Origin of the sequence: Streptomyces rubrogriseus (genome assembly GCF_027947575.1) — a bacterium.
Classification (GTDB): Bacteria; Actinomycetota; Actinomycetes; order Streptomycetales; family Streptomycetaceae; genus Streptomyces; species Streptomyces rubrogriseus.
Genome location: NZ_CP116256.1, coordinates 7,459,098 through 7,476,843, shown reverse-complemented (window position 1 = coordinate 7,476,843; position 17,746 = coordinate 7,459,098). Strand labels below are relative to the sequence as shown.

Annotated in this window: 15 protein-coding genes and 2 pseudogenes; 9 read left to right on the top strand and 8 right to left on the bottom strand. The window is 73.3% G+C overall.

What is annotated here, in order from left to right:
• The 3 genes and pseudogenes from Sru02f_RS33500 to Sru02f_RS33490 all read right to left on the bottom strand — a co-directional run.
• On the bottom strand, window positions 1-483 hold the full coding sequence (locus Sru02f_RS33500) for a succinate dehydrogenase hydrophobic membrane anchor subunit (RefSeq protein ID WP_007444154.1): 483 nt from the start codon (window positions 481-483) through the stop codon (window positions 1-3).
• A gap of 5 nt (window positions 484-488) precedes the next feature.
• On the bottom strand, window positions 489-869 hold the full coding sequence (sdhC, locus tag Sru02f_RS33495) for a succinate dehydrogenase, cytochrome b556 subunit (protein WP_003974113.1): 381 nt from the start codon (window positions 867-869) through the stop codon (window positions 489-491).
• Window positions 870-1,100: 231 nt separating this feature from the next.
• Window positions 1,101-1,663, bottom strand: a pseudogene (locus tag Sru02f_RS33490) (2-oxo-4-hydroxy-4-carboxy-5-ureidoimidazoline decarboxylase); the annotation flags it as partial.
• Between the two features lie 176 nt (window positions 1,664-1,839).
• Between Sru02f_RS33490 and Sru02f_RS33485 the strand changes: the two are divergent.
• The 7 genes and pseudogenes from Sru02f_RS33485 to Sru02f_RS33455 all read left to right on the top strand — a co-directional run bounded on the left by Sru02f_RS33485 (window position 1,840) and on the right by Sru02f_RS33455 (window position 9,262).
• Window positions 1,840-3,465: a beta-N-acetylhexosaminidase gene (locus Sru02f_RS33485; protein WP_244941925.1), complete on the top strand. Its 1,626-nt coding sequence runs from the start codon at window positions 1,840-1,842 to the stop codon at window positions 3,463-3,465.
• A 109-nt stretch (window positions 3,466-3,574) separates the two neighbouring features.
• The gene (locus Sru02f_RS33480; protein WP_109034414.1) at window positions 3,575-4,123 is read left to right on the top strand and encodes a hypothetical protein; all 549 of its coding nucleotides are present in this window, start codon (window positions 3,575-3,577) and stop codon (window positions 4,121-4,123) included.
• Window positions 4,124-4,210: 87 nt separating this feature from the next.
• A pseudogene (locus Sru02f_RS33475) lies at window positions 4,211-4,778 on the top strand (hypothetical protein).
• Window positions 4,779-4,945: 167 nt separating this feature from the next.
• On the top strand, window positions 4,946-5,371 hold the full coding sequence (locus Sru02f_RS33470) for a hypothetical protein (protein ID WP_109034417.1): 426 nt from the start codon (window positions 4,946-4,948) through the stop codon (window positions 5,369-5,371).
• An 84-nt stretch (window positions 5,372-5,455) separates the two neighbouring features.
• On the top strand, window positions 5,456-6,073 hold the full coding sequence (locus Sru02f_RS33465) for an RNA polymerase sigma factor (protein ID WP_109034419.1): 618 nt from the start codon (window positions 5,456-5,458) through the stop codon (window positions 6,071-6,073).
• Window positions 6,074-7,438: 1,365 nt separating this feature from the next.
• Window positions 7,439-8,101: an RNA polymerase sigma factor gene (locus tag Sru02f_RS33460; protein ID WP_109034422.1), complete on the top strand. Its 663-nt coding sequence runs from the start codon at window positions 7,439-7,441 to the stop codon at window positions 8,099-8,101.
• Window positions 8,102-8,767: 666 nt separating this feature from the next.
• Complete coding sequence (locus Sru02f_RS33455; RefSeq protein ID WP_373103639.1) at window positions 8,768-9,262, top strand: hypothetical protein; 495 nt, start codon at window positions 8,768-8,770, stop codon at window positions 9,260-9,262.
• Between the two features lie 236 nt (window positions 9,263-9,498).
• On the opposite strand, the gene Sru02f_RS33450 is transcribed toward Sru02f_RS33455, so the two are convergent.
• Window positions 9,499-10,344, bottom strand: coding sequence for a L,D-transpeptidase family protein (locus Sru02f_RS33450; RefSeq protein ID WP_109034426.1), 846 nt, complete (start codon window positions 10,342-10,344; stop codon window positions 9,499-9,501).
• Window positions 10,345-10,594: 250 nt separating this feature from the next.
• Here Sru02f_RS33450 and Sru02f_RS33445 point away from each other — a divergent pair, with 250 nt between their 5' ends.
• Entirely contained in the window at window positions 10,595-12,175 is a 1,581-nt protein-coding gene (locus tag Sru02f_RS33445; protein ID WP_109034427.1) for an acyl-CoA mutase large subunit family protein, read from the top strand.
• A 25-nt stretch (window positions 12,176-12,200) separates the two neighbouring features.
• Here the strand turns inward: Sru02f_RS33445 and Sru02f_RS33440 are convergent, their stop codons facing one another.
• Complete coding sequence (locus Sru02f_RS33440) at window positions 12,201-13,631, bottom strand: FAD-dependent oxidoreductase (protein ID WP_109034429.1); 1,431 nt, start codon at window positions 13,629-13,631, stop codon at window positions 12,201-12,203.
• Between the two features lie 99 nt (window positions 13,632-13,730).
• Here Sru02f_RS33440 and Sru02f_RS33435 point away from each other — a divergent pair, with 99 nt between their 5' ends.
• Entirely contained in the window at window positions 13,731-14,381 is a 651-nt protein-coding gene (locus Sru02f_RS33435; RefSeq protein WP_109034431.1) for a TetR/AcrR family transcriptional regulator, read from the top strand.
• Here Sru02f_RS33435 and Sru02f_RS33430 read toward each other — a convergent pair.
• The 3 genes from Sru02f_RS33430 to Sru02f_RS33420 all read right to left on the bottom strand — a co-directional run bounded on the left by Sru02f_RS33430 (window position 14,366) and on the right by Sru02f_RS33420 (window position 17,608).
• On the bottom strand, window positions 14,366-15,382 hold the full coding sequence (locus Sru02f_RS33430) for a class I SAM-dependent methyltransferase (protein WP_373103637.1): 1,017 nt from the start codon (window positions 15,380-15,382) through the stop codon (window positions 14,366-14,368). The genes Sru02f_RS33435 and Sru02f_RS33430 overlap by 16 nt on opposite strands.
• Window positions 15,383-15,458: 76 nt before the next feature.
• Window positions 15,459-16,607: an acyltransferase family protein gene (locus Sru02f_RS33425; protein ID WP_109034517.1), complete on the bottom strand. Its 1,149-nt coding sequence runs from the start codon at window positions 16,605-16,607 to the stop codon at window positions 15,459-15,461.
• A gap of 53 nt (window positions 16,608-16,660) precedes the next feature.
• A complete protein-coding gene (locus Sru02f_RS33420; RefSeq protein WP_109034434.1) occupies window positions 16,661-17,608 on the bottom strand; it encodes a class I SAM-dependent methyltransferase in 948 nt (315 codons plus the stop codon).
• Between the last annotated feature and the right edge of the window lie 138 nt (window positions 17,609-17,746).

The window sequence follows — 17,746 nt, the reverse complement described above, 5'->3', positions numbered from 1 at the left end:
CTAGCGGATGTTCGGGTCGAAGGTGAAGATCACCAGCGTGCCCAGCAGGATGGTGAACACCGTGGCGGTGTAGAGCAGGCCCTTGAGCCACAGGCGGGTGTTCGGGCGCTCCGCGTAGTCGTTGATGACCGTGCGCAGGCCGTTCGCGCCGTGCAGCATCGCGAGCCAGAGCATCAGGAGGTCCCAGACCTGCCAGAACGGCGAGGCCCAGCGGCCCGCCACGAAGGCGAAGCCGATCTTGGAGACGCCGCCGTCGAGCACCAGCTGGATCAGCAGGTGGCCGAGGACCAGGACGACCAGCACGACGCCGGACAGGCGCATGAACAGCCAGGCGACCATCTCGAAGTTGCCCCGGGTGGACTTCGGGGTCTTCTTCGTGCGGGCGCGGGGCGCCTCGATGAGCGGCGCCGGGTTGTCGGCCGAGTAGAGGGAGGCGCCCTCGACGGGGCCGATCCCGGAAGCGGGGGATTCAGTCGTGGACATTGGCGTCAGCTCCCGAACAGTTCACGAGCGGCGTGGCCGAGGACGGGGTAGATCGCCCCGAGCATCAGCACGACCCACAGGGCGACGACGGTCCAGAGCATCTGCTTCTGGTAGCGGGCGCCCTTGACCCAGAAGTCGACGGCGATGACACGCAGGCCGTTGAGCGCGTGGAAGAGGATGGCGGCGACGAGGCCGTACTCCAGCAGCGCGACGATCGGCGTCTTGTACGTGGCCACGACGGTGTCGTAGGCCTCGGGGGACACCCGCACGAGAGCGGTGTCCAGCACGTGAACGAACAGGAAGAAGAAGATGAGGACGCCGGTGACTCGGTGAGCCACCCAGGACCACATTCCTTCCCGGCCGCGGTACAGCGTTCCAGCCGGCACGGAAATTTCCTCCGGGAGCGGGGATTGGGGCCGCGCCGGCTTTCCTTGTCGGTCGGGCCCGGCCGGGTACGGTCCACCGGCCCCCAGCATGGTAGCGACGGTTGCCTGCGGCGCTTACGGGGGGCCTGCCGTTGTGATCAAACTTGCACTCAAAGGAGCAGTGAATTTGAGCGGGGGCGGCCACGAGGGTGGGGTTTGGTGTGGTTTGCCGGGTGCGGGTGCGGGTGGTCGGTGGTTGCTCGCGCAGTTCCCCGCGCCCCTTAGAGGGCGTTGCCCAGTCGTGTCTTTGCCAGGTGCCGCAGTTCCTCGGCCGTTACCAGGCGTTCTTCGTCCGGGTCGTTGTTCAAGCGTGACCGGATGGCTGTCAGGACGTGGTTCAGGGTCTCGTCCGGGGACAGGCCGGCCAGGCTGATGACGAACACGTGTCCGAAGCGGGACTCGTATGCGGCGTGGGCCGCGCCGAGGGCCGTGTGGGCCGCCGCGTAGGTGTCGTCCGGCAGGGCGGGCAGCGTCTCCGCCGCCAGGGCCTCGGTCAGGTCGTCCGGGGAGAGGTCGTAGGCCGCCTCGTCCGCCGCCGCCAGGAGGGCGGGGAGGTCCGGGTAGGGGCGGTGGGCGGTGAGGCGGTGGGCCCAGGCGTGGGAGTGCAGGCAGGCGAGGAGGGTCTGGGTGGCCTCGTCGGCGGGGGCCGCGTTGAAGCGCTCCAGCGGGGCGGACGGTGCCGGTGTGGCGCGTGTTTGCACCGGTACCGGTATGGCCACTCGGCGGGGGAGGTCTGGGAGACGGTGCGCAGGCAGCGTGGGTCCTCGTGGGCTTCCCGTGTGTGTCGGCAGGGGATTGTGCGAAAGGTGTGGCGTCACGTTATCGAGTGACGGCAACGCGTGTCCGTCCGATGCCCGAATTTCACCCGAACGGGAGAGTTTCAGAACATGTGGTGGACGCATGACGGCAACAGCGACCTTAGGTTGGCGCTGTGAGCCAGCACGGAGGCCGGATACCGGCGCACAAGGTGAGACAGCGGGCCGTGATCGCCGGCGCGGTGGTCGCCGCCCTCGGCGTGGGAGTCGGCCTGTGGGCCGCCGACGGCGACGGCGGCGGTGACGGCGACCGGGAGGGCTCGGCGGCCCGGTCCTCCACCGGCGAGGCGGCCGCCCCCAGCCCCAGCCGGTCCTACCCGCTGTCCAAGGAGCCGCGCACCATCCCCGCCGTGCGCGAGCACACCGCCGCGCGCGGCCCCGGCTGGCAGCCCGAGAAGGGGAACCGGGTCGTGGTCGCCGACTCCGGACTCGCCGACGAGGGCAAGCAGATCGCCGGCGACCTGGGCATGACGTACGCCGGGGAGAAGGACGACGAGCGCGCCGGGGACCTGCTGCTCGACGTCAAGGCCGACAAGGGCGCGAACCCGGAGTCGTACACCATGACCGTACGGGACGGCCGGGTCACCGTCACCGGGCCCGCCGAGGCCGGGGTCTACTACGGCACCCGCACCCTGAAACAGGCGGTGGACGGCGGCGGCACCGCGCCGGAGGGCGTCGTGAAGGACGAGCCCGCGAAACCGAAGCGCGGCTTCTCGCTCGACATCGCCCGCAAGCACTACACAGCCGACTGGATCAAGGACCGGATCCGGGAGCTGGGCGACCTCAAGTTCAACGAGCTGGGCCTGCACTTCTCCGACGACCAGGCCTTCCGCATCGAGTCCGACTCGCACCCCGAGATCGTCTCGGACGACCACCTGACCAAGGCCGAGATGAAGGAGATCATCGATCTCGCCTCCTCGCGCCACATCACCGTCGTCCCCGAGATCGACTCGCCGGGCCACCTCGGCGCCGTGATCGCCGCGCACCCCGACCTCCAGCTGCGCAACGCGCAGGGCACGGCCACCCGCGGCGCCATCGACATCTCCAAGCCGGAGGCCGCGAAGATCGTCGACGACCTGCTGAACGAGTACGCCGACCTCTTCCCCGGCTCCCAGTTCCACCTGGGCGCCGACGAGTACCAGGCGCTCGTGGTGCCGAACCCGGAGGCGTCCTACCCGACGCTGGCCGCCGCGGCCCGCAAGGCCTACGGCTCCGACGGCACCGTCGCCGACCTCACCACCGGCTGGCTCAACGGCCGCGCCAAGACGGTCATGGCACACGACCGCACCCCGCGCGCCTGGAACGACGGCTTCTTCAAGGACACCTCCGTCGAGCCGCTCAAGGACATCAAGGTCGCCTACTGGACCGGCAAGGAGATCGGCGCCCGCCCGCCGGCCGAGTACCTGAGCGAGGGCCGCCAGGTCCTCAACTACAACGACGAGTTCCTCTACTACGTGCTCGGCCAGCCGCAGACCTTCGTCTATCCGACCGGCGAGCGCATCTACGAGCAGTGGACCCCGCGCGTCCTGCGCGGCACCACCGCCGTCGACGCCAAGTACGACGACCAGATACTCGGCGGCAGCTTCGCCGTCTGGGGCGACTTCCCGAACGCCCAGACCCAGGCCCAGGTCGCCGAGGGCATCCGGCTGCCGCTGGCCGCGACGGTCCAGAAGCTGTGGGACCCCGGCAAGCCCGAGCTGTCCTGGACGGACTTCGCGGCGCTGGCGAACCGGCTCGACTGACCCCGACCGACGCGGCCAACACGCCGATTGGCCGATCCTGCTGCGAACTCCCGTACGGCTGTGGTGGTCTTTTGCCCAGCCGAACCGACACGCCGGGGGGAACCGGGACATGGGCTACTGGGGGTACTTCGTCGTCGGCCGCGCCGAGCGGCCGCTCGCGGAGCTGGAGGCGCTGTCCGGCGCCGCGGACATGGCCCTGCGCCAGTCCGCGCCGGACGGCTGGCAGGTGTGGGAGTTCCCGGGCGGCGACGGAGACGTCGGGAACATGAACGACCTGGCCGGGCAGACCGGCGCGCCCGCGCTGTTCGGCTACGTGATGGACAGCGACTGCGTGGTCGTGGAGGCGGCGGCGCCCGAGAGCGGGGCGTGGACGACCTGCCTGGCGCGCACCGCCATGGCCGGCTACCTGGGCGCCGAGCGGGACGGGCTCACCCTGGAGGACTACTTCCTGGAACCCCGGGACGCCGCCGAGCGCGCCGTCGCCTGGGCCGCCGAGGCGGGGTGTGCCGCGAATGCCGCCGAACTGGCGCGGGTGCTGTCGGACGACCCGGCTGCGGAGCCCGACGCGGGTGGCGACGACGGGGTCCTCGCCTCCGGTCCCGTGGCCGAAAACCTCTTCTTCCGGTTCCTCGACCGGCTGGGCGTCGTGCCGCTGTGACACTCCCGGGCCGTCGCACGCAGTAAGGGTCAGTGCGGGCTCCGTGGTGGTGGGCGGGGCGCAGCGGCCGGAACTGGGAGGCACCCGATGAGCCTGGTGGAACTGATCGCGCGGGCCGACACACGCGGACTCGCCGCGAGCGGGCTGGCTTGTTTGGATCGCTGCGTCCCGCTGCTCGACGGCGACGACGAGGCCCTCAGACCCCTGTGGGCGACGCTCGCCGACGGGTCCGGCGACGCGCCCGGACCCGACTGGGCCGAGGCGCTGGCGCAGGTGCGGGACAAGCTCGCCGGCCCCGACGCCACGGGTGAGGACGAGGCCGTGGTCCTGGCCCGCCGCATGCTCGCGGCGGCGCCGGCCGAGTGCTCCGGCCCGGCGCTGCGGACGTGGGCCGACGCCTGTTCCGCCGCCTCGCTCCGCATCCACCGGCTGCTCGACCCGGCGGCTGGCGCGGCCCCGGAGGGCGACGTCCCCCGCGACGCGGGCACGGAGGGGCTCCCCGCTCGTCGCCGCCGAACTGCGCCGCCAGGCCGGCGTCCTGGAACTGCTCGCCGGGCACGGCGCGGCCGGGGTGCGTCCGGCTCTGGAGGTCTCCACGGAGGGGCGCCGCGTGCTGCGCGCGGTGGTCTCCCGCCGGGCCCGGGGACGGGGCTGAACGCCGGGGCCGCCGTCGGGCCCTGCCTGTGACCGTCGTGCGGGGAACACGCGGTGGCGGTGCGGCGGACGTGGGGGAGGTGGGGCGGTCCTGCGCCGGTTGCGGAACGACCGCCTCCCACGTGTGACGCGAGCCCGCCGTACGGCGCTATAGCCCATGTGACGACTGTGACCAGCGGATTGACGAGCGGATGGACGAGCGGGACGACGAGCCCGCAGCAGACCCGGCCGTCGGCCGCCGCCAAGCCGGTGCGGTGGGCGGCGGACGCGGTGGCCACGATGCGCGAGGGCGCGCGGCTGCGCCTGGACTACTCGGCGCAGAGCCTGTGGCGCGTGGACCGGGTGATCGACGCGATCCGGCGCGAGCAGGCGCCGTACGCCGCGGTGGAGACGGCGCTGCGCGGACTCGGCGCCTACGCCGGGGAGGTGATCGTGCGGCAGGCGGGCGGCGAGTGGTGGACGACCGGCGGCGACCACTGGGTCCGCACCCCGGACGGCCGGCTGTGGGACCCGATCGACGAGGCCCGCCGCTGCTTCGCCGGGGACGGGTCGCTGCGCCTGCTGTGCCGGGACGCGACGACCGCTTCCCTGTGACACTTCCGTGCGCCGCAACGCTGATGACCGTGGGGGCGGGCTCACCTGAGCGCGCGCAGGACTCGGTACGGACGAGGACGGTTCTTGGGCCAGCGAGGGGAACCCCGCCGCGTGCAGGCGTACGACGGGGAACTGGGCGCGGCCGTCGCGCGGGCCCAGCAAGGTGACGAGGCCGCCTTCGCGGTCGCCTACCGGTTCGTGCAGCCCGGACTCCTGGGCTACGTGCGCGGGCTGGTCGGCGACGACGCCGAGGACGTCGCGGCGGACGCCTGGCTGGAGATAGCCCGTGACCTGCGGCGCTTCAAGGGGGACGGCGCCGGCTTCCGGGGCTGGACGGCGACGATCGCCCGGCACCGGGCCCTGGACCACCTGCGCCGCCAGAAGGTACGGCCCCGACCCACGGCGCTGGAGCAGGACGTCCTGGACCTGCCCGGTCCGCACAGCACGCACGAGCAGGCACTGGAGACGCTGTCCACCCGGGCCGCGCTCGGCCTGGTCGCGGCGCTGCCGCGCGACCAGGCCGAGGCCGTCCTGCTGCGGGTCGTCGTCGGGCTCGACGGGCCCTCCGCCGCGCGCGTGCTCGGCAAACGGCCGGGCGCGGTGCGTACGGCGACGTACCGGGGGCTGAAGCGGCTCGCCCGGCAACTGGGAGCCGACGGTGTGACGGATGACGGCCCCCGGACGCTGGGGGAGTCGACATGAGGGGCGCCGAGGGCGGCGGCCCCGCGGACCGAGCGGGAGCGGGCATGGGCGCACGGCACGAGGCGGGTGACGGCCGCGACACCGGTCCCCGGGCCGCCCCCGGCGGCGTGCCCGGCACGGAGGCGCTGCTCGCCGCGGCACTGCGGGCGGAGGGCGCCGACACCGAGGGCGAACGCCGCGCCCTGGCCGCCTTCCGGGCCGCCCGAGACGCGGAACCGGCCCGTGCCGCGCGCACCCGGCGGCGGGACGACTGGCGGCCGCGCGACGGGCGACACCCGGGGCGCACGCTGAAGACCGCCCTCTCCGTGCTGCTGGCGAGCCTCACCCTGGGCGGCGTCGCCTACGCGGCCATGGGCGGGGCGGCTCCGCCGCGGACGACGGCGGCCCGGACCGCACCCGCCCGCCCGCCGCCTCCGACGACGCCCCGGCCCGGCCGGTCGCCACCCCACCGGGCACCACGCCGGGCCACGGCACCCCGGACACCGCGACCACGCCCCCCGGAGCCTCCGCGTCCCCGGGGACATCCGCACCTTCCCGCGTCTCCACGCCCCCGGGCCCCCCGGCCGTCGGCCGGGACACCGAGGCCCACTGCCGCGCCTACGAGCGGCTGGCGGGCAACGGCAAGGCGCTGGACGCCGCGGTCTGGCAGCGGCTGGTCGCGGCGGCGGGCGGTGCCGAGCGCGTCGAGACCTACTGCACCGAGCAGCTCGACCTGCCGACCGGGCCGGGACCGTCGACCGGTGCCGGGAACGGCACCGGCGGGACCGACGTCGGCGGGAACGACGCGGGGAACGGCGGTACGGGAGACACCGGCGCCGAACCGGGCGCCGACGGGATCCTCGGCGACGGAGGCGTCGACCCGGAGGCCGGCGAGGGCGGCGTCGCGGCACAGCTGCCGGACCTGGACCACCCGTAGGTCCGAGCGGTCCCACGCCGGCGGTACGAGGGAAATGGTGCCCACGGAGACGTCTGACGTCTCGACCGGGCAACACCGGGAGTTCCCGCATCGCCCCAGGTGGGCGGAGGCGTGCCGGCAACGGCCGAGGCCGCCACCCCCCACAGGAGAGGCCCCGGCCGCCGCGCGGCACGGGCCGCGCGGCGGCCCGTACTCCCTTCAGCGCCGGGAGTGCGTTTTCTGTCACACCTCACCGCGTCACGGGTTAGTTGCATCTTGTACGGCAATGCGAGGGGGACATGGACGAGTGGCGGTTTCAAGACGTAACGTGCCATTCGCGCCGATGCAGCGCGGGGGCTCGCTCCCGCCACGGGCTTGCGGGAGACCACCGCAACCATCGATGAGGAACCACGACGGCGAGGACCACGTCCGCGAGAGCGGCGCCGGCTCAGGCGCAGAAAGGCTTCTCGGTGCTGGGGGACGACGCGGAGCTGACCGCCGCGGTGCGTGCGGCACAGGACGGGGACGAGACCGCGTTCCGGACCGTGTACCGCGCCGTGCAGCCGCGCCTGCTGGGATACGTGCGCACGCTCGTCGGCGATCACGACGCCGAGGACGTGGCCTCCGAAACATGGCTCCAGGTAGCCCGTGACCTGGAACGGTTCGACGGCGACGCCGACCGCTTCCGCGGCTGGGCCGCCCGCATCGCCCGCAACCGCGCGCTGGACCACATCCGCATGCGCGGCCGCCGGCCGGTGATCGGCGGCGACGAGACGGAGCTGACGGGCAGGCCCGCGGAGTCCGACACCGCGGGCGAGGCCATGGAGGCACTGGCCACCGGCAGCACCCTCTCCCTCATCGCCCGGCTGCCCCAGGACCAGGCCGAGGCGGTCGTCCTGCGCGTGGTGATGGGCCTCGACGCCAAGAGCGCCGCCGAGACCCTGGGCAAGCGGCCGGGCGCCGTCCGCACGGCGGCGCACCGCGGCCTGAAGCGGCTGGCCGAACTGCTCGGCGGCGATCCGGAATCCGGCGGCGGGCTCGACGCCCTGCCGCCGCAGCGAGAACCGCACGGCCGTGCGGTGACGTCCGCGAGTGTGACGCATACGCGTACGCGGACGCAGAAGGACATGTGATGGCCGACGAGCAGGACAAGTGGCTGGACCGCGAAACGGCGGAGTTCCTGCTGCGCGGAGAGCCACTGGAGGGTGCCGACCCCGCGGTTCGCGACCGTGCCGAACGACTCGTCGCGGCCCTGGGCGCACTCGCCCCGCCGGTGCCGTCCGGCGAGGAACTCCCCGGCGAGGCCGCTGCGTTGGCGGCCTTCCGCAAGGTGCGCGCCGAACAGGCCGACGCGTCGGCGGGGGTCTCGGCCGCCGTCGGGCACGGCGCCGCGGACCGGCTCTCCGGCGCCGGTCCCGTCCGCATCGGCTCGCGCGGCGAGAGCGCCCGGCGGCCGCGCCGGGGCCGCCCGCTGCGCCTCGGGCTGGCCGCCGCGCTGGCCGTCGGCATGATCGGCGGCGTGGCGGCCGCGGCCGGAACCGGAGTGCTGCCGACGCCGTTCGACCGCACCGAACCGGAACCCGCCGCCACCGTCTCGGCCGCGGCCTCCCCGGCCGTCCGCTCGCCCCGCCCTCGCCGCTGGACGGCGTGCAGGGCGGGTCGGTGCCGGGTGCCACCCCGGGTGCGCCCGAGGGGGCACCGCGCGGGACGGCGGCGAGGCCCGGGACCGCGGCGCCGACGACCGGAACCCCGGCGGCACCGACGGCCGGCGGTCGAGCCTCGCCGCGTCCTGCCGCAAGGTGCGCGCCGGCAAGGAACTCGACACCGCCCACCGGCACGCGCTGAAGGAGGCGGCCGGGGGAGCCTCGCGGGTCGGGAAGTACTGCGGCGCCCTCCTCGCCGGAACCGGTACCGGCGGCCGGGACGACGCCGACCGGGCCACCCCGCGAGGGCCGGTCCGGGAGGGCGAGCTCCGCGGGGCCACCGGCGACGGCCAGGGCGAGAAGAGCGACGACGGCGGCAAGGGCGGCAAGGGCGCCAAGAGCGACGAGGGCGAAGGCAAGGACAACGGCAAGGGCAACGGGCAGGGCAAGGACGAAGGCAAGGGCCAGGGCAAGGGCGACGACGGTGACGACGACGGCGGCAACGGCGACGACGACGCCGACACAGCCCCGCCCCGGCGCGGTCCCCACCACCCCGCTCGCCCCCACCACCCCGACCGGGCCCACGGTCCGCACACCTCCTCGGCCTACCAGCCCCGGCCGCAGCACACCGGCGCGCCCCACGCCGCCTAGCCCCGCGATCCCCTCTGACCTGCGCTTTCGTAGGCAGCGGGGATTTTTCTCGCCAGGGGTGTGACACTTTCGGCCGCCGTGACGCAGTAATGAGTGAGCCGACTGGTCATCGGCTTTCGCACCGAGCCGGGGTTCCCCCCGTACCTGCGGCTCGTGCACCTCGGCGCGGGCGGGACACGTTCCCCGGTCCCGCCCGCGCCCCATTCGCCGCCCGGCCATCGTGCCGCCGCACCGCCTCACCGGTACACGACGACCTTGTCGCCGGTCCTCACCTGCGCGTACAGATCCGCGATCGCCGCCTCGTCCCGCACGTTGACGCAGCCGTGCGAGGCACCCGCGTAACCGCGGGCCGCGAAGTCGTAGGAGTAGTGCACGGCCTGGCCGCCGCTGAAGAACATGGCGTACGGCATGGCCGAGTCGTAGAGCGTCGAGACGTGGTGGCGGGACTTCCAGTAGACCTGGAAGACGCCCTCCCGGGTCGGGGTGTACTGCGAGCCGAAGCGCACGGACATCGTGGACACGGTCCGCCCGTCGATCATCCAGCGCAGCGTGCGGCTCGACTTGCTGACGCACAGCACCCGGCCGCTCGTGCAGCGCGGGTCGGGCGCGGCGGCGGGCTGGCCACCCATCAGGTACAGCTCCCACCTGCCCGGCTCGTGGGACATCCCGAGCAGCCGCTGCCAGGTGACGGAGTCCGTCCGGCCGGTCCGCGGCAGTCCGCGCTTGCCCTGGAAACCGCTGACCGCGCGCTCGGTCAGGTCGTCGTACGTCCCGGTCGGCCCGTCCACCAGCCACTCCACCTGACGCAGCCGGGCCTGCAGCTCGCGGACGTCCCGGCCGCTGTCGCCCCGCTTCCACAGCACCCTGGCCGCCGCCGGGGCGGCGGGCGGCGCACTCGAAGGCCGGCGCCGGTCCTGGGCCGGCGCGCTCTTCGGCGGGTGGCCGGTGACCTCTATGCGCACCGGCGCGCGGCCCTTGCCGTCGGGCCCCGTGCCCTGCACGGTGCAGCCGCCCGCCACCAGTACGGCCCCCAGCGCGACGGCGACCGCCCGTCCCGTGCTCCCCATGCCCGTCATACGCATCACGGCCCCCCGTCGTCTCACGGCCCCGCACGGACGTCCCCAGGAATGTTCCCCCGGATGACGCGCCGCGAACGGCACGGCATCGTTGTGACCGGGCCCGCTCCGGGCCTGTGAGGAAGGTCCCAGGGTGCGCCTCTCCACCGGGCGCACGCGCGCGGATACAGTCCGTCGAAGGATCGGCCCGTACCGGCGGGTAGATGACGGGTAGTTCGATGAAGACGAACATGTGCTCAGCGGGAGGCATCACACCATGACGCGCGAGTCCGAGTCCGGGCTGCCCATCGAACCGGTCTACGGGCCCGACGCCCTGGCGGACTGGGAGGCGGCCGAGAAGCTGGGCGAGCCCGGGAAGTACCCGTTCACCCGGGGCGTCTACCCGTCGATGTACACCGGCCGGCCGTGGACGATGCGCCAGTACGCCGGTTTCGGCACGGCCACCGAGTCCAACGCCCGCTACAAGCAGCTGATCGCCAACGGCACCATGGGCCTGTCGGTCGCCTTCGACCTGCCCACCCAGATGGGCCACGACTCCGACGCGCCGATCGCGAGCGGCGAGGTCGGCAAGGTCGGTGTCGCCATCGACTCCATCGACGACATGCGGGTGCTGTTCGGCGGGATCCCGCTGGACAAGGTCTCCACGTCGATGACGATCAACGCCCCTGCCTCGCTGCTGCTCCTGCTCTACCAACTCGTCGCCGAGGAGCAGGGCGTGAGCGCCGACCAGCTCACCGGCACGATCCAGAACGACGTGCTGAAGGAGTACATCGCGCGCGGGACGTACATCTTCCCGCCGAAGCCGTCGCTGCGCCTGATCGCGGACATCTTCAAGTACTGCCGGGCCGAGATCCCGAAGTGGAACACCATCTCGATCTCCGGCTACCACATGGCCGAGGCGGGCGCGTCTCCCGCGCAGGAGATCGCGTTCACCCTCGCGGACGGCATCGAGTACGTGCGCACCGCGGTCGCGGCCGGCATGGACGTGGACGACTTCGCGCCCCGCCTGTCCTTCTTCTTCGTGGCCCGCACGACGATCCTGGAGGAGGTCGCCAAGTTCCGCGCGGCCCGCCGGATCTGGGCCCGGGTGATGAAGGAGGAGTTCGGCGCGAAGAACCCCAAGTCGCTGATGCTGCGCTTCCACACCCAGACCGCGGGCGTGCAGCTGACCGCCCAGCAGCCCGAGGTGAACCTGGTCCGCGTCGCCGTGCAGGGTCTCGGCGCGGTCCTCGGCGGCACGCAGTCGCTGCACACCAACTCCTTCGACGAGGCCATCGCGCTGCCCACCGACAAGTCCGCGCGCCTCGCCCTGCGCACCCAGCAGGTGCTCGCCTACGAGACGGACGTGACGGCGACCGTCGACCCCTTCGCCGGCTCCTACGTCGTCGAGCGGATGACCGACGACGTCGAGGCGGCGGCGCTTGAGCTGATGGGCAAGGTCGAGGACCTCGGCGGCGCGGTCAACGCCATCGAGCACGGCTTCCAGAAGAGCGAGATCGAGCGCTCCGCCTACCGCATCGCCCAGGAGACCGACTCCGGCGAGCGGGTCGTGGTCGGCGTCAACCGCTTCCAGCTCGACGAGGAGGAGCCCTACGAGCCGCTCCGCGTCGACCCGGCCATCGAGGCCCAGCAGGCCGAACGCCTGGCCGGGCTCCGCGCGGAGCGCGACCAGGCGGCGGTGGACTCCGCACTGGCGGCCCTGAAGAAGGCCGCCGAGGGTGAGGACAACGTCCTGTACCCGATGAAGGACGCGCTGCGCGCCCGGGCGACGGTCGGCGAGGTGTGCAACGCGCTGCGGGAGGTCTGGGGGACGTACGTGCCCTCGGACGCCTTCTGAGGGCACGGAGGAACCGGTTCGGGCCTCAGCCGCTCAGCCCGAACCGGCCCAGGTAGGCGCCGAGCCCCTCCGGCGTGTCGCCGGCCCACCCGACGTACCCGTCCGGCCGTACGAGGAACAGCCCCGCCCCGTACGCCCCGTGCGAGCCCCCGCGCACCACCCGCACCGCGGGCCCCACGTCACCGCCGGGCGCGTCGGCGCCCAGCGCCAGCAGCGTCCAGTGCGGCCCCCGGAAGGCGTCGAAGAGCCGTACGCCGTCCACCGACCCGTCGGGCGCACGGTCCCCGGCCCGCACCGCGCCCTCGCCGACGGCGCCCCGCGTCTCCACGGTCAGTGACGACTCCCGGTACCCCAGCCCCAGCTGCCGGGTCGCCGCGCCGCGCCGCACCTCGCCGCGGTGGACGCCGGTCGACAGGTCGAGCATCTGCGCGGCGATCGGGCGCCGTTCCTCCTCGTAGCTCTCCAGGAGCGCGGCCGGGGCCTCGCCCGCCAGCACCGCGCCCAGTTTCCAGCCCAGGTTGTAGGCGTCCTGGACGCTGGTGTTCAGGCCCTGGCCGCCCGCGGGCGAGTGCACGTGCGCCGCGTCCCCGGCGAGGAGGACCCGGCCCGAGCGGAACCGGTCGGCCAGGGCGGCCCGCGGTCGGAAGTCGGAGGCCCAGCGCACCTCGGTCACGTCCTCGGCGGCGATGTGCGAGCGCTCCGCGACGACCTTGCGGACGCCGTCCGGGGAGAGGTCCACGGCCGCGTCCTCCGGGAAGCGCGCGGTCACCTGGAAGTCCTCGGTCCCGGCCAGCGGGCAGACGGCGAGGAAGTCGGCGCCGTCGTGGGGCGGGAAGATGTGCCAGTTGTCGCGGTCCAGGCCGTTGATCCGGACGTCGGCGACCAGCGTCGGGTTCGGGTCGACGGTCTCGCCGGTCATGCCGATGCCCAGGGCGCGGCGCACCGCCGACCGGCCGCCGTCCGCGGCCACCAGGTAGCGGGCGCGGACCGCTCCGCCCGAGGCCAGGTGCGCGGTGACCGTGTCGGCGTCCTGCGTGAGACCGGTGACCTCCCGGCCGAAGGCGATCGTGCCGCCCAGCTCCGCGAGCCGCGCCGCCAGGATCTCCTGCGTGCGCCACTGCGGCACCATCCACGGCTCGTTGTACGGCGAGTCCTCGCCCGGCTCCGCCGCGTCGAACGTGTGGTGCTCACCGACCCGCTCGCCGTCCCGCCAGACCATGGCGACCGGGTAGGTGCCGCCCGCCGCGTGGATGGCGCCGAGGACGCCGAGGTCGTCGAAGACCTCCATGGTGCGGGGTTGCACGCCCTTGCCCCGTGAGCCGGGGAACAGCCCGGCCGCGCGCTCCAGGATCAGTGCGCGGACCCCGCGCCGGGCCAGGTCGACACCGAGGGCGAGGCCGGTGGGTCCGGCACCGACGATCAGAACATCCGTTTCTATTGCATCAACGGTGTTCATGGCATTCACGGAATCCACGGCATCCACGACAAGTCTCCTTAACGTCGTTAAGTTCCGTTGGTGTCCGAGGATGGCCTTAACGCCGTTAAGCTGTCAAGCGTGAGTACGGAACGACGCGCCCCCCTGGACCGCCGACGGGTCGCGGACACGGCGCTGAAGCTGCTGAACGAGGTCGGTCTCGACGGCCTGACCCTGCGCGCCATCGCCAGGGAGCTGGACGTGAAGGCGCCCGCCCTGTACTGGCACTTCAAGGACAAGCAGGCCCTGCTCGACGAGATGGCCACCGAGATGTACCGGCGGATGGTCGCCGGGACCCCCCTCGACCCGGCCGACGGCTGGCGGGAGCGGCTGCTCAAGGCCAACCGCGGCCTGCGTACGGCCCTGCTCGGCTACCGCGACGGCGCCAAGGTGTTCAGCGGTTCACGCTTCACCGGCGCGGTGCACGCCGAGCAGATGGAGGAGAGCCTGCGGCTGTTCACCGCCGCCGGACTCACCCTCGCGCAGGCGGTGCGGGCGAACACGACGGCGTACCTGTTCACCCTCGGCTTCGTCACCGAGGAACAGGGCGTCGAGCCCTTGCCCGGCGAGCGCCGGGAGGGCTTCGACGTGGACGAGCGCGCCCGCCTGCTGGCCGACTACCCTCTGACGGCCGCGGCGGGCGCGGAGATCTTCTCGGACTACGACCGGCACTTCGAGGAGGCGCTGGCCCTGGTGATCGAGGGTGTCGCGGCGACCTACGGCCTCGACTGAGCGGCTCCCGCCGCCCTGCCCGCGCCGCCCGCCTTCGCCCGCTGTGCCGCCCGGTACCGGCGCACCGCACGCGTGACGAGCGGCGGCAGCAGGTCCAGCGCGAGCTTGCGGGTGCGGTCCCGGCGGGCCGACGGCCGGGCCGTCCGGGCGGCTCGGCCGCGCCGGACGGGGCTGCGGGGCCTGCTCCGGCACCGCCGCGGTGTCCGTCCGGCCCGCCTCGGGGGCGGAACCGGCGCCGGGTGCCGCGAGGGCGGCAGCGAGGGCGGCCGCAGCCGCTTGCCCCGGGCGCGGGTCCGCACCAGCCGCTGCCCGGCCGCCCGCTCCACGGTCACGGCGATGTCGTCGCGCCCGCGCAGCGCCGCGAGCAGCTCCTCCTGCACGGGCTCCGGGTCGCCCCAGGTGCCGTACAGCTTCTGGCTGCTCAGGCAGACCGGGCGCAGCCCGCGGTTGAGCACCGCCTCCCAGGCCGCGACGGCGACGCCCGGGGTGTGCTCGCTGCGGAAGTCGTCCAGGACGACGATGCCGTCGGGCCCCAGCAGCTCCTTGGCCGCGCCGATGTCGCCCTCGACGTGCTCGTACAGGTGCGAGGCGTCGATGTGGACGAAGCGGCAGCTGCCCGGCGCGACCTCGTCGACGACCGCGGAGCTGGGCGCCTGGATGATTCTCGGCAGGGTGTCGTGGAAGGAGAGGTAGTTGCGTTCGAAGGCCTGGCGGGTGAGGGAGGAGTACGACTTCGCCGCCTCCGCCCGGTTGGCCGCGTCCGGCGGCTCGGCGCCGAACAGGTCGCAGACGGTGAGCGTCTCGCCGTCCCGCAGCCGGTGCCCGAGCAGGATCGCGCTCTTGCCCAGGTAGGCGCCCAGTTCCAGCAGGTCGCCGCGGGTGTCCAGCCGCTCCTGCCGCTCCAGGAACCAGGAGAACAGCACCTGGTCGAGCGGCCAGAACCAGCCGGGGACGTCGTTCAGCTCACCGGGGTACTCGTGCGTCTCTTGCGCAGTGGCCATGAGGCGAGGATGCCCCCTCGGCGCCCGAAAGGGAGGGGGCCGCGCGATACGACGGTCAGAAAATCGCACGTATCGCTCAATGTGTCCGCGCCAGCGCGTTCCGCAGTCGGGGAGTCAGCGTGTTCTCGACGTACCGGTTCAGCAGCCAGGCCAGTACGAGCATCGCCGCGACCGTCAGCAGGAAGGTGGCGTACGACGGGACGCCCAGATCCTGGTGGAGCGCCTCGATGACGACCCAGCCCAGGTGCTCGTGGACGAGGTAGAACGGGTAGGTCAGCGCGCCCGCGACCGTCAGCCAGCGCCAGTCGGCCCAGCTCAGCCAGCCGAGCGCGATGGCGGCGACCAGGGCGAAGCCCAGCGTGACGATCAGGATGATGCCGAACGACGTCCGGTTGGCGAAGGCGTCCGGGGAGGGCGGGCGCCACAGGTCCTGCACGGCGAAGTACTGGCCGATCAGCCAGCTCACGGCGACGATGCCCCACGCGTACGCGTCCCGCCGGTCCCGGTACACCAGGTACAGGCCGATACCGCCGATGAAGAACGGCGCGTACTGCGGCATCAGCACCAGGTCGAGCAGCGGCTCCTCGGCCGCCTGCGCGATCGCCGCTCCCAGCGTCCAGCAGGCGCAGAAGAGGATGACCCGCCGCCGGCTCGCGCCCGGCAGGACGACACAGAGGGCGAACAGGGCGTAGAAGCGGATCTCCGCCCACAGCGTCCAGTCCACGCCCAGGACCCGATGGGCGCCCAGCGGCTGGTGCAGCAGCGTCAGGTTCAGCAGCCCCTCGCTCGGCGAGACCGCCTCGTAGGCGACGACCGGCAGCGCGAACACGGCCGTCACGAGCACGACCGCCACCCAGTAGGCGGGCAGCAGCCGGGAGGCGCGCGAGGCGAAGAAGGAGCGCAGCGACCGCCCCCACCCGCTCATGCAGATGACGAAGCCACTGATCACGAAGAACACCTGCACGCCCAGGCAGCCGTACGCGAACAGCGAGTGCAGGGTCGGGAACTGGAACTTCGGCGACGACCCCCAGGCCGCGGTCACGTCACCGCCGCGCCCGCCGTAGTGGTACGCCGCCACCATCAGCGCGGCCACCAGCCGCAGTCCGTCCAGGGCGCGCAGCCGCCCCTTCGTGGACCTGGGCGGCGCCGGTGCCGGTGCCGGACCGGACGGGGCCGGAGGGGAGACGGTCGCCTCCGGCCGCGGTATGGACGTGCTCACGACCATCTTGGTCACGCTCGTACTACTCCTTCGACCGCTGTCCGGTCGTTCATCGGTGGTCAGGACGCCCGCAGGTACGCGGAGTGCGCGGCCTTGCCCAGGTAGGTGAAGCGGGTGTCGCCCTTCAGGTGGTCGTCCAGGGCGGCCTTGATGCCCGGCCAGTGGGGGTCGCCGTAGTCGTCCAGGACGACGATCCCGCCCGGCGCGGAGATCTCCTCGGCCCACTGGAGGTCCTGGGCGACACCCTTGGCCGAGTGGTCGCCGTCCACGACGATCACCCCGTAGCGGCGGTCCGAGACGGCGGCCCGGGTTTCGGGGTCCTCGGAGTACCCGCGCCGGATGCGCGCCGCCGCGCCCGCCGGGCCGGCCAGGCCCAGATTGGTGCGTACGGCGTGCTCGTCGACCGGGGTTCCGGTGGGGTCGGGGCGCTGCTCGGTGCCCGGCTGGAGCTGGACGCCGGCGAACGGGTCGACGATGGTCAGCTTCGGGCCGCGGCCGTCGCGCTCCAGCATCCGCACGAGCCCGGCGGAGAACATGCCGTACAGCGTGCCGATCTCCAGGACCTCGTCGTTCGGCGGGTCGAGCAGCGGGATGGTGCCGAGCTTGCCGCAGATGTTCATGGTGCCGCCCGCGATCCGGCCGACGCCCAGCGACTCCAGCGCGACCAGCAGCCGGAACGCGGCGGAGACGTTGCGCACCGCCGCGTCGCGGTCCCCGGACAGGGCCGTGACCTCGGCGTACAGACGTTCCAGCGGAGCCTCGGCCACCATCCGCGAGATGCCGCGGCCCCGGGGGCCGCAGAGCAGCTCGAAGGTGAGCTGCCGGCGCTTGAGCACCTCGACGTCCCGCACCAGCCGCTCGGTGTCCGGGCCGTCCGGCGCCCCCTGGGCCTCGGCGCGCCGGGCGGCCGAACGGACCTGCCGCGCGATGCGCTCGTCGATCAGGTCGGCGACCGGGCGCAGCAGACGCCGGGCCGCCGGACCGCGGAGGAGGGAACGGCTGTTCATGCGTCAAGGACCTCAATTCGTCACGGAGTTGAACGTGAGTGCGAGGAACACGGGTGGGGGTGGGGCAAGGCTAGGCATGCGCACGGCCGGGAGAAGAACAGCCGAGCGGGCCATCGGGAGAACTTCTGGGGAACTCCG

Excerpts from the sequence above, each read along its gene's own strand:
- Sru02f_RS33450 (WP_109034426.1), bottom strand. The coding sequence starts at position 10,344 with ATGCGTATGACGGGCATGGGGAGCACGGGACGGGCGGTCGCCGTCGCG.
- Sru02f_RS33440 (WP_109034429.1), bottom strand. The coding sequence starts at position 13,631 with ATGAACACCGTTGATGCAATAGAAACGGATGTTCTGATCGTCGGTGCC.
- Sru02f_RS33445 (WP_109034427.1), top strand. The coding sequence starts at position 10,595 with ATGACGCGCGAGTCCGAGTCCGGGCTGCCCATCGAACCGGTCTACGGG.
- Sru02f_RS33425 (WP_109034517.1), bottom strand. The coding sequence starts at position 16,607 with ATGGTCGTGAGCACGTCCATACCGCGGCCGGAGGCGACCGTCTCCCCT.
- Sru02f_RS33420 (WP_109034434.1), bottom strand. The coding sequence starts at position 17,608 with ATGAACAGCCGTTCCCTCCTCCGCGGTCCGGCGGCCCGGCGTCTGCTG.
- Sru02f_RS33430 (WP_373103637.1), bottom strand. The coding sequence starts at position 15,382 with ATGGCCACTGCGCAAGAGACGCACGAGTACCCCGGTGAGCTGAACGAC.
- Sru02f_RS33480 (WP_109034414.1), top strand. The coding sequence starts at position 3,575 with ATGGGCTACTGGGGGTACTTCGTCGTCGGCCGCGCCGAGCGGCCGCTC.
- Sru02f_RS33500 (WP_007444154.1), bottom strand. The coding sequence starts at position 483 with ATGTCCACGACTGAATCCCCCGCTTCCGGGATCGGCCCCGTCGAGGGC.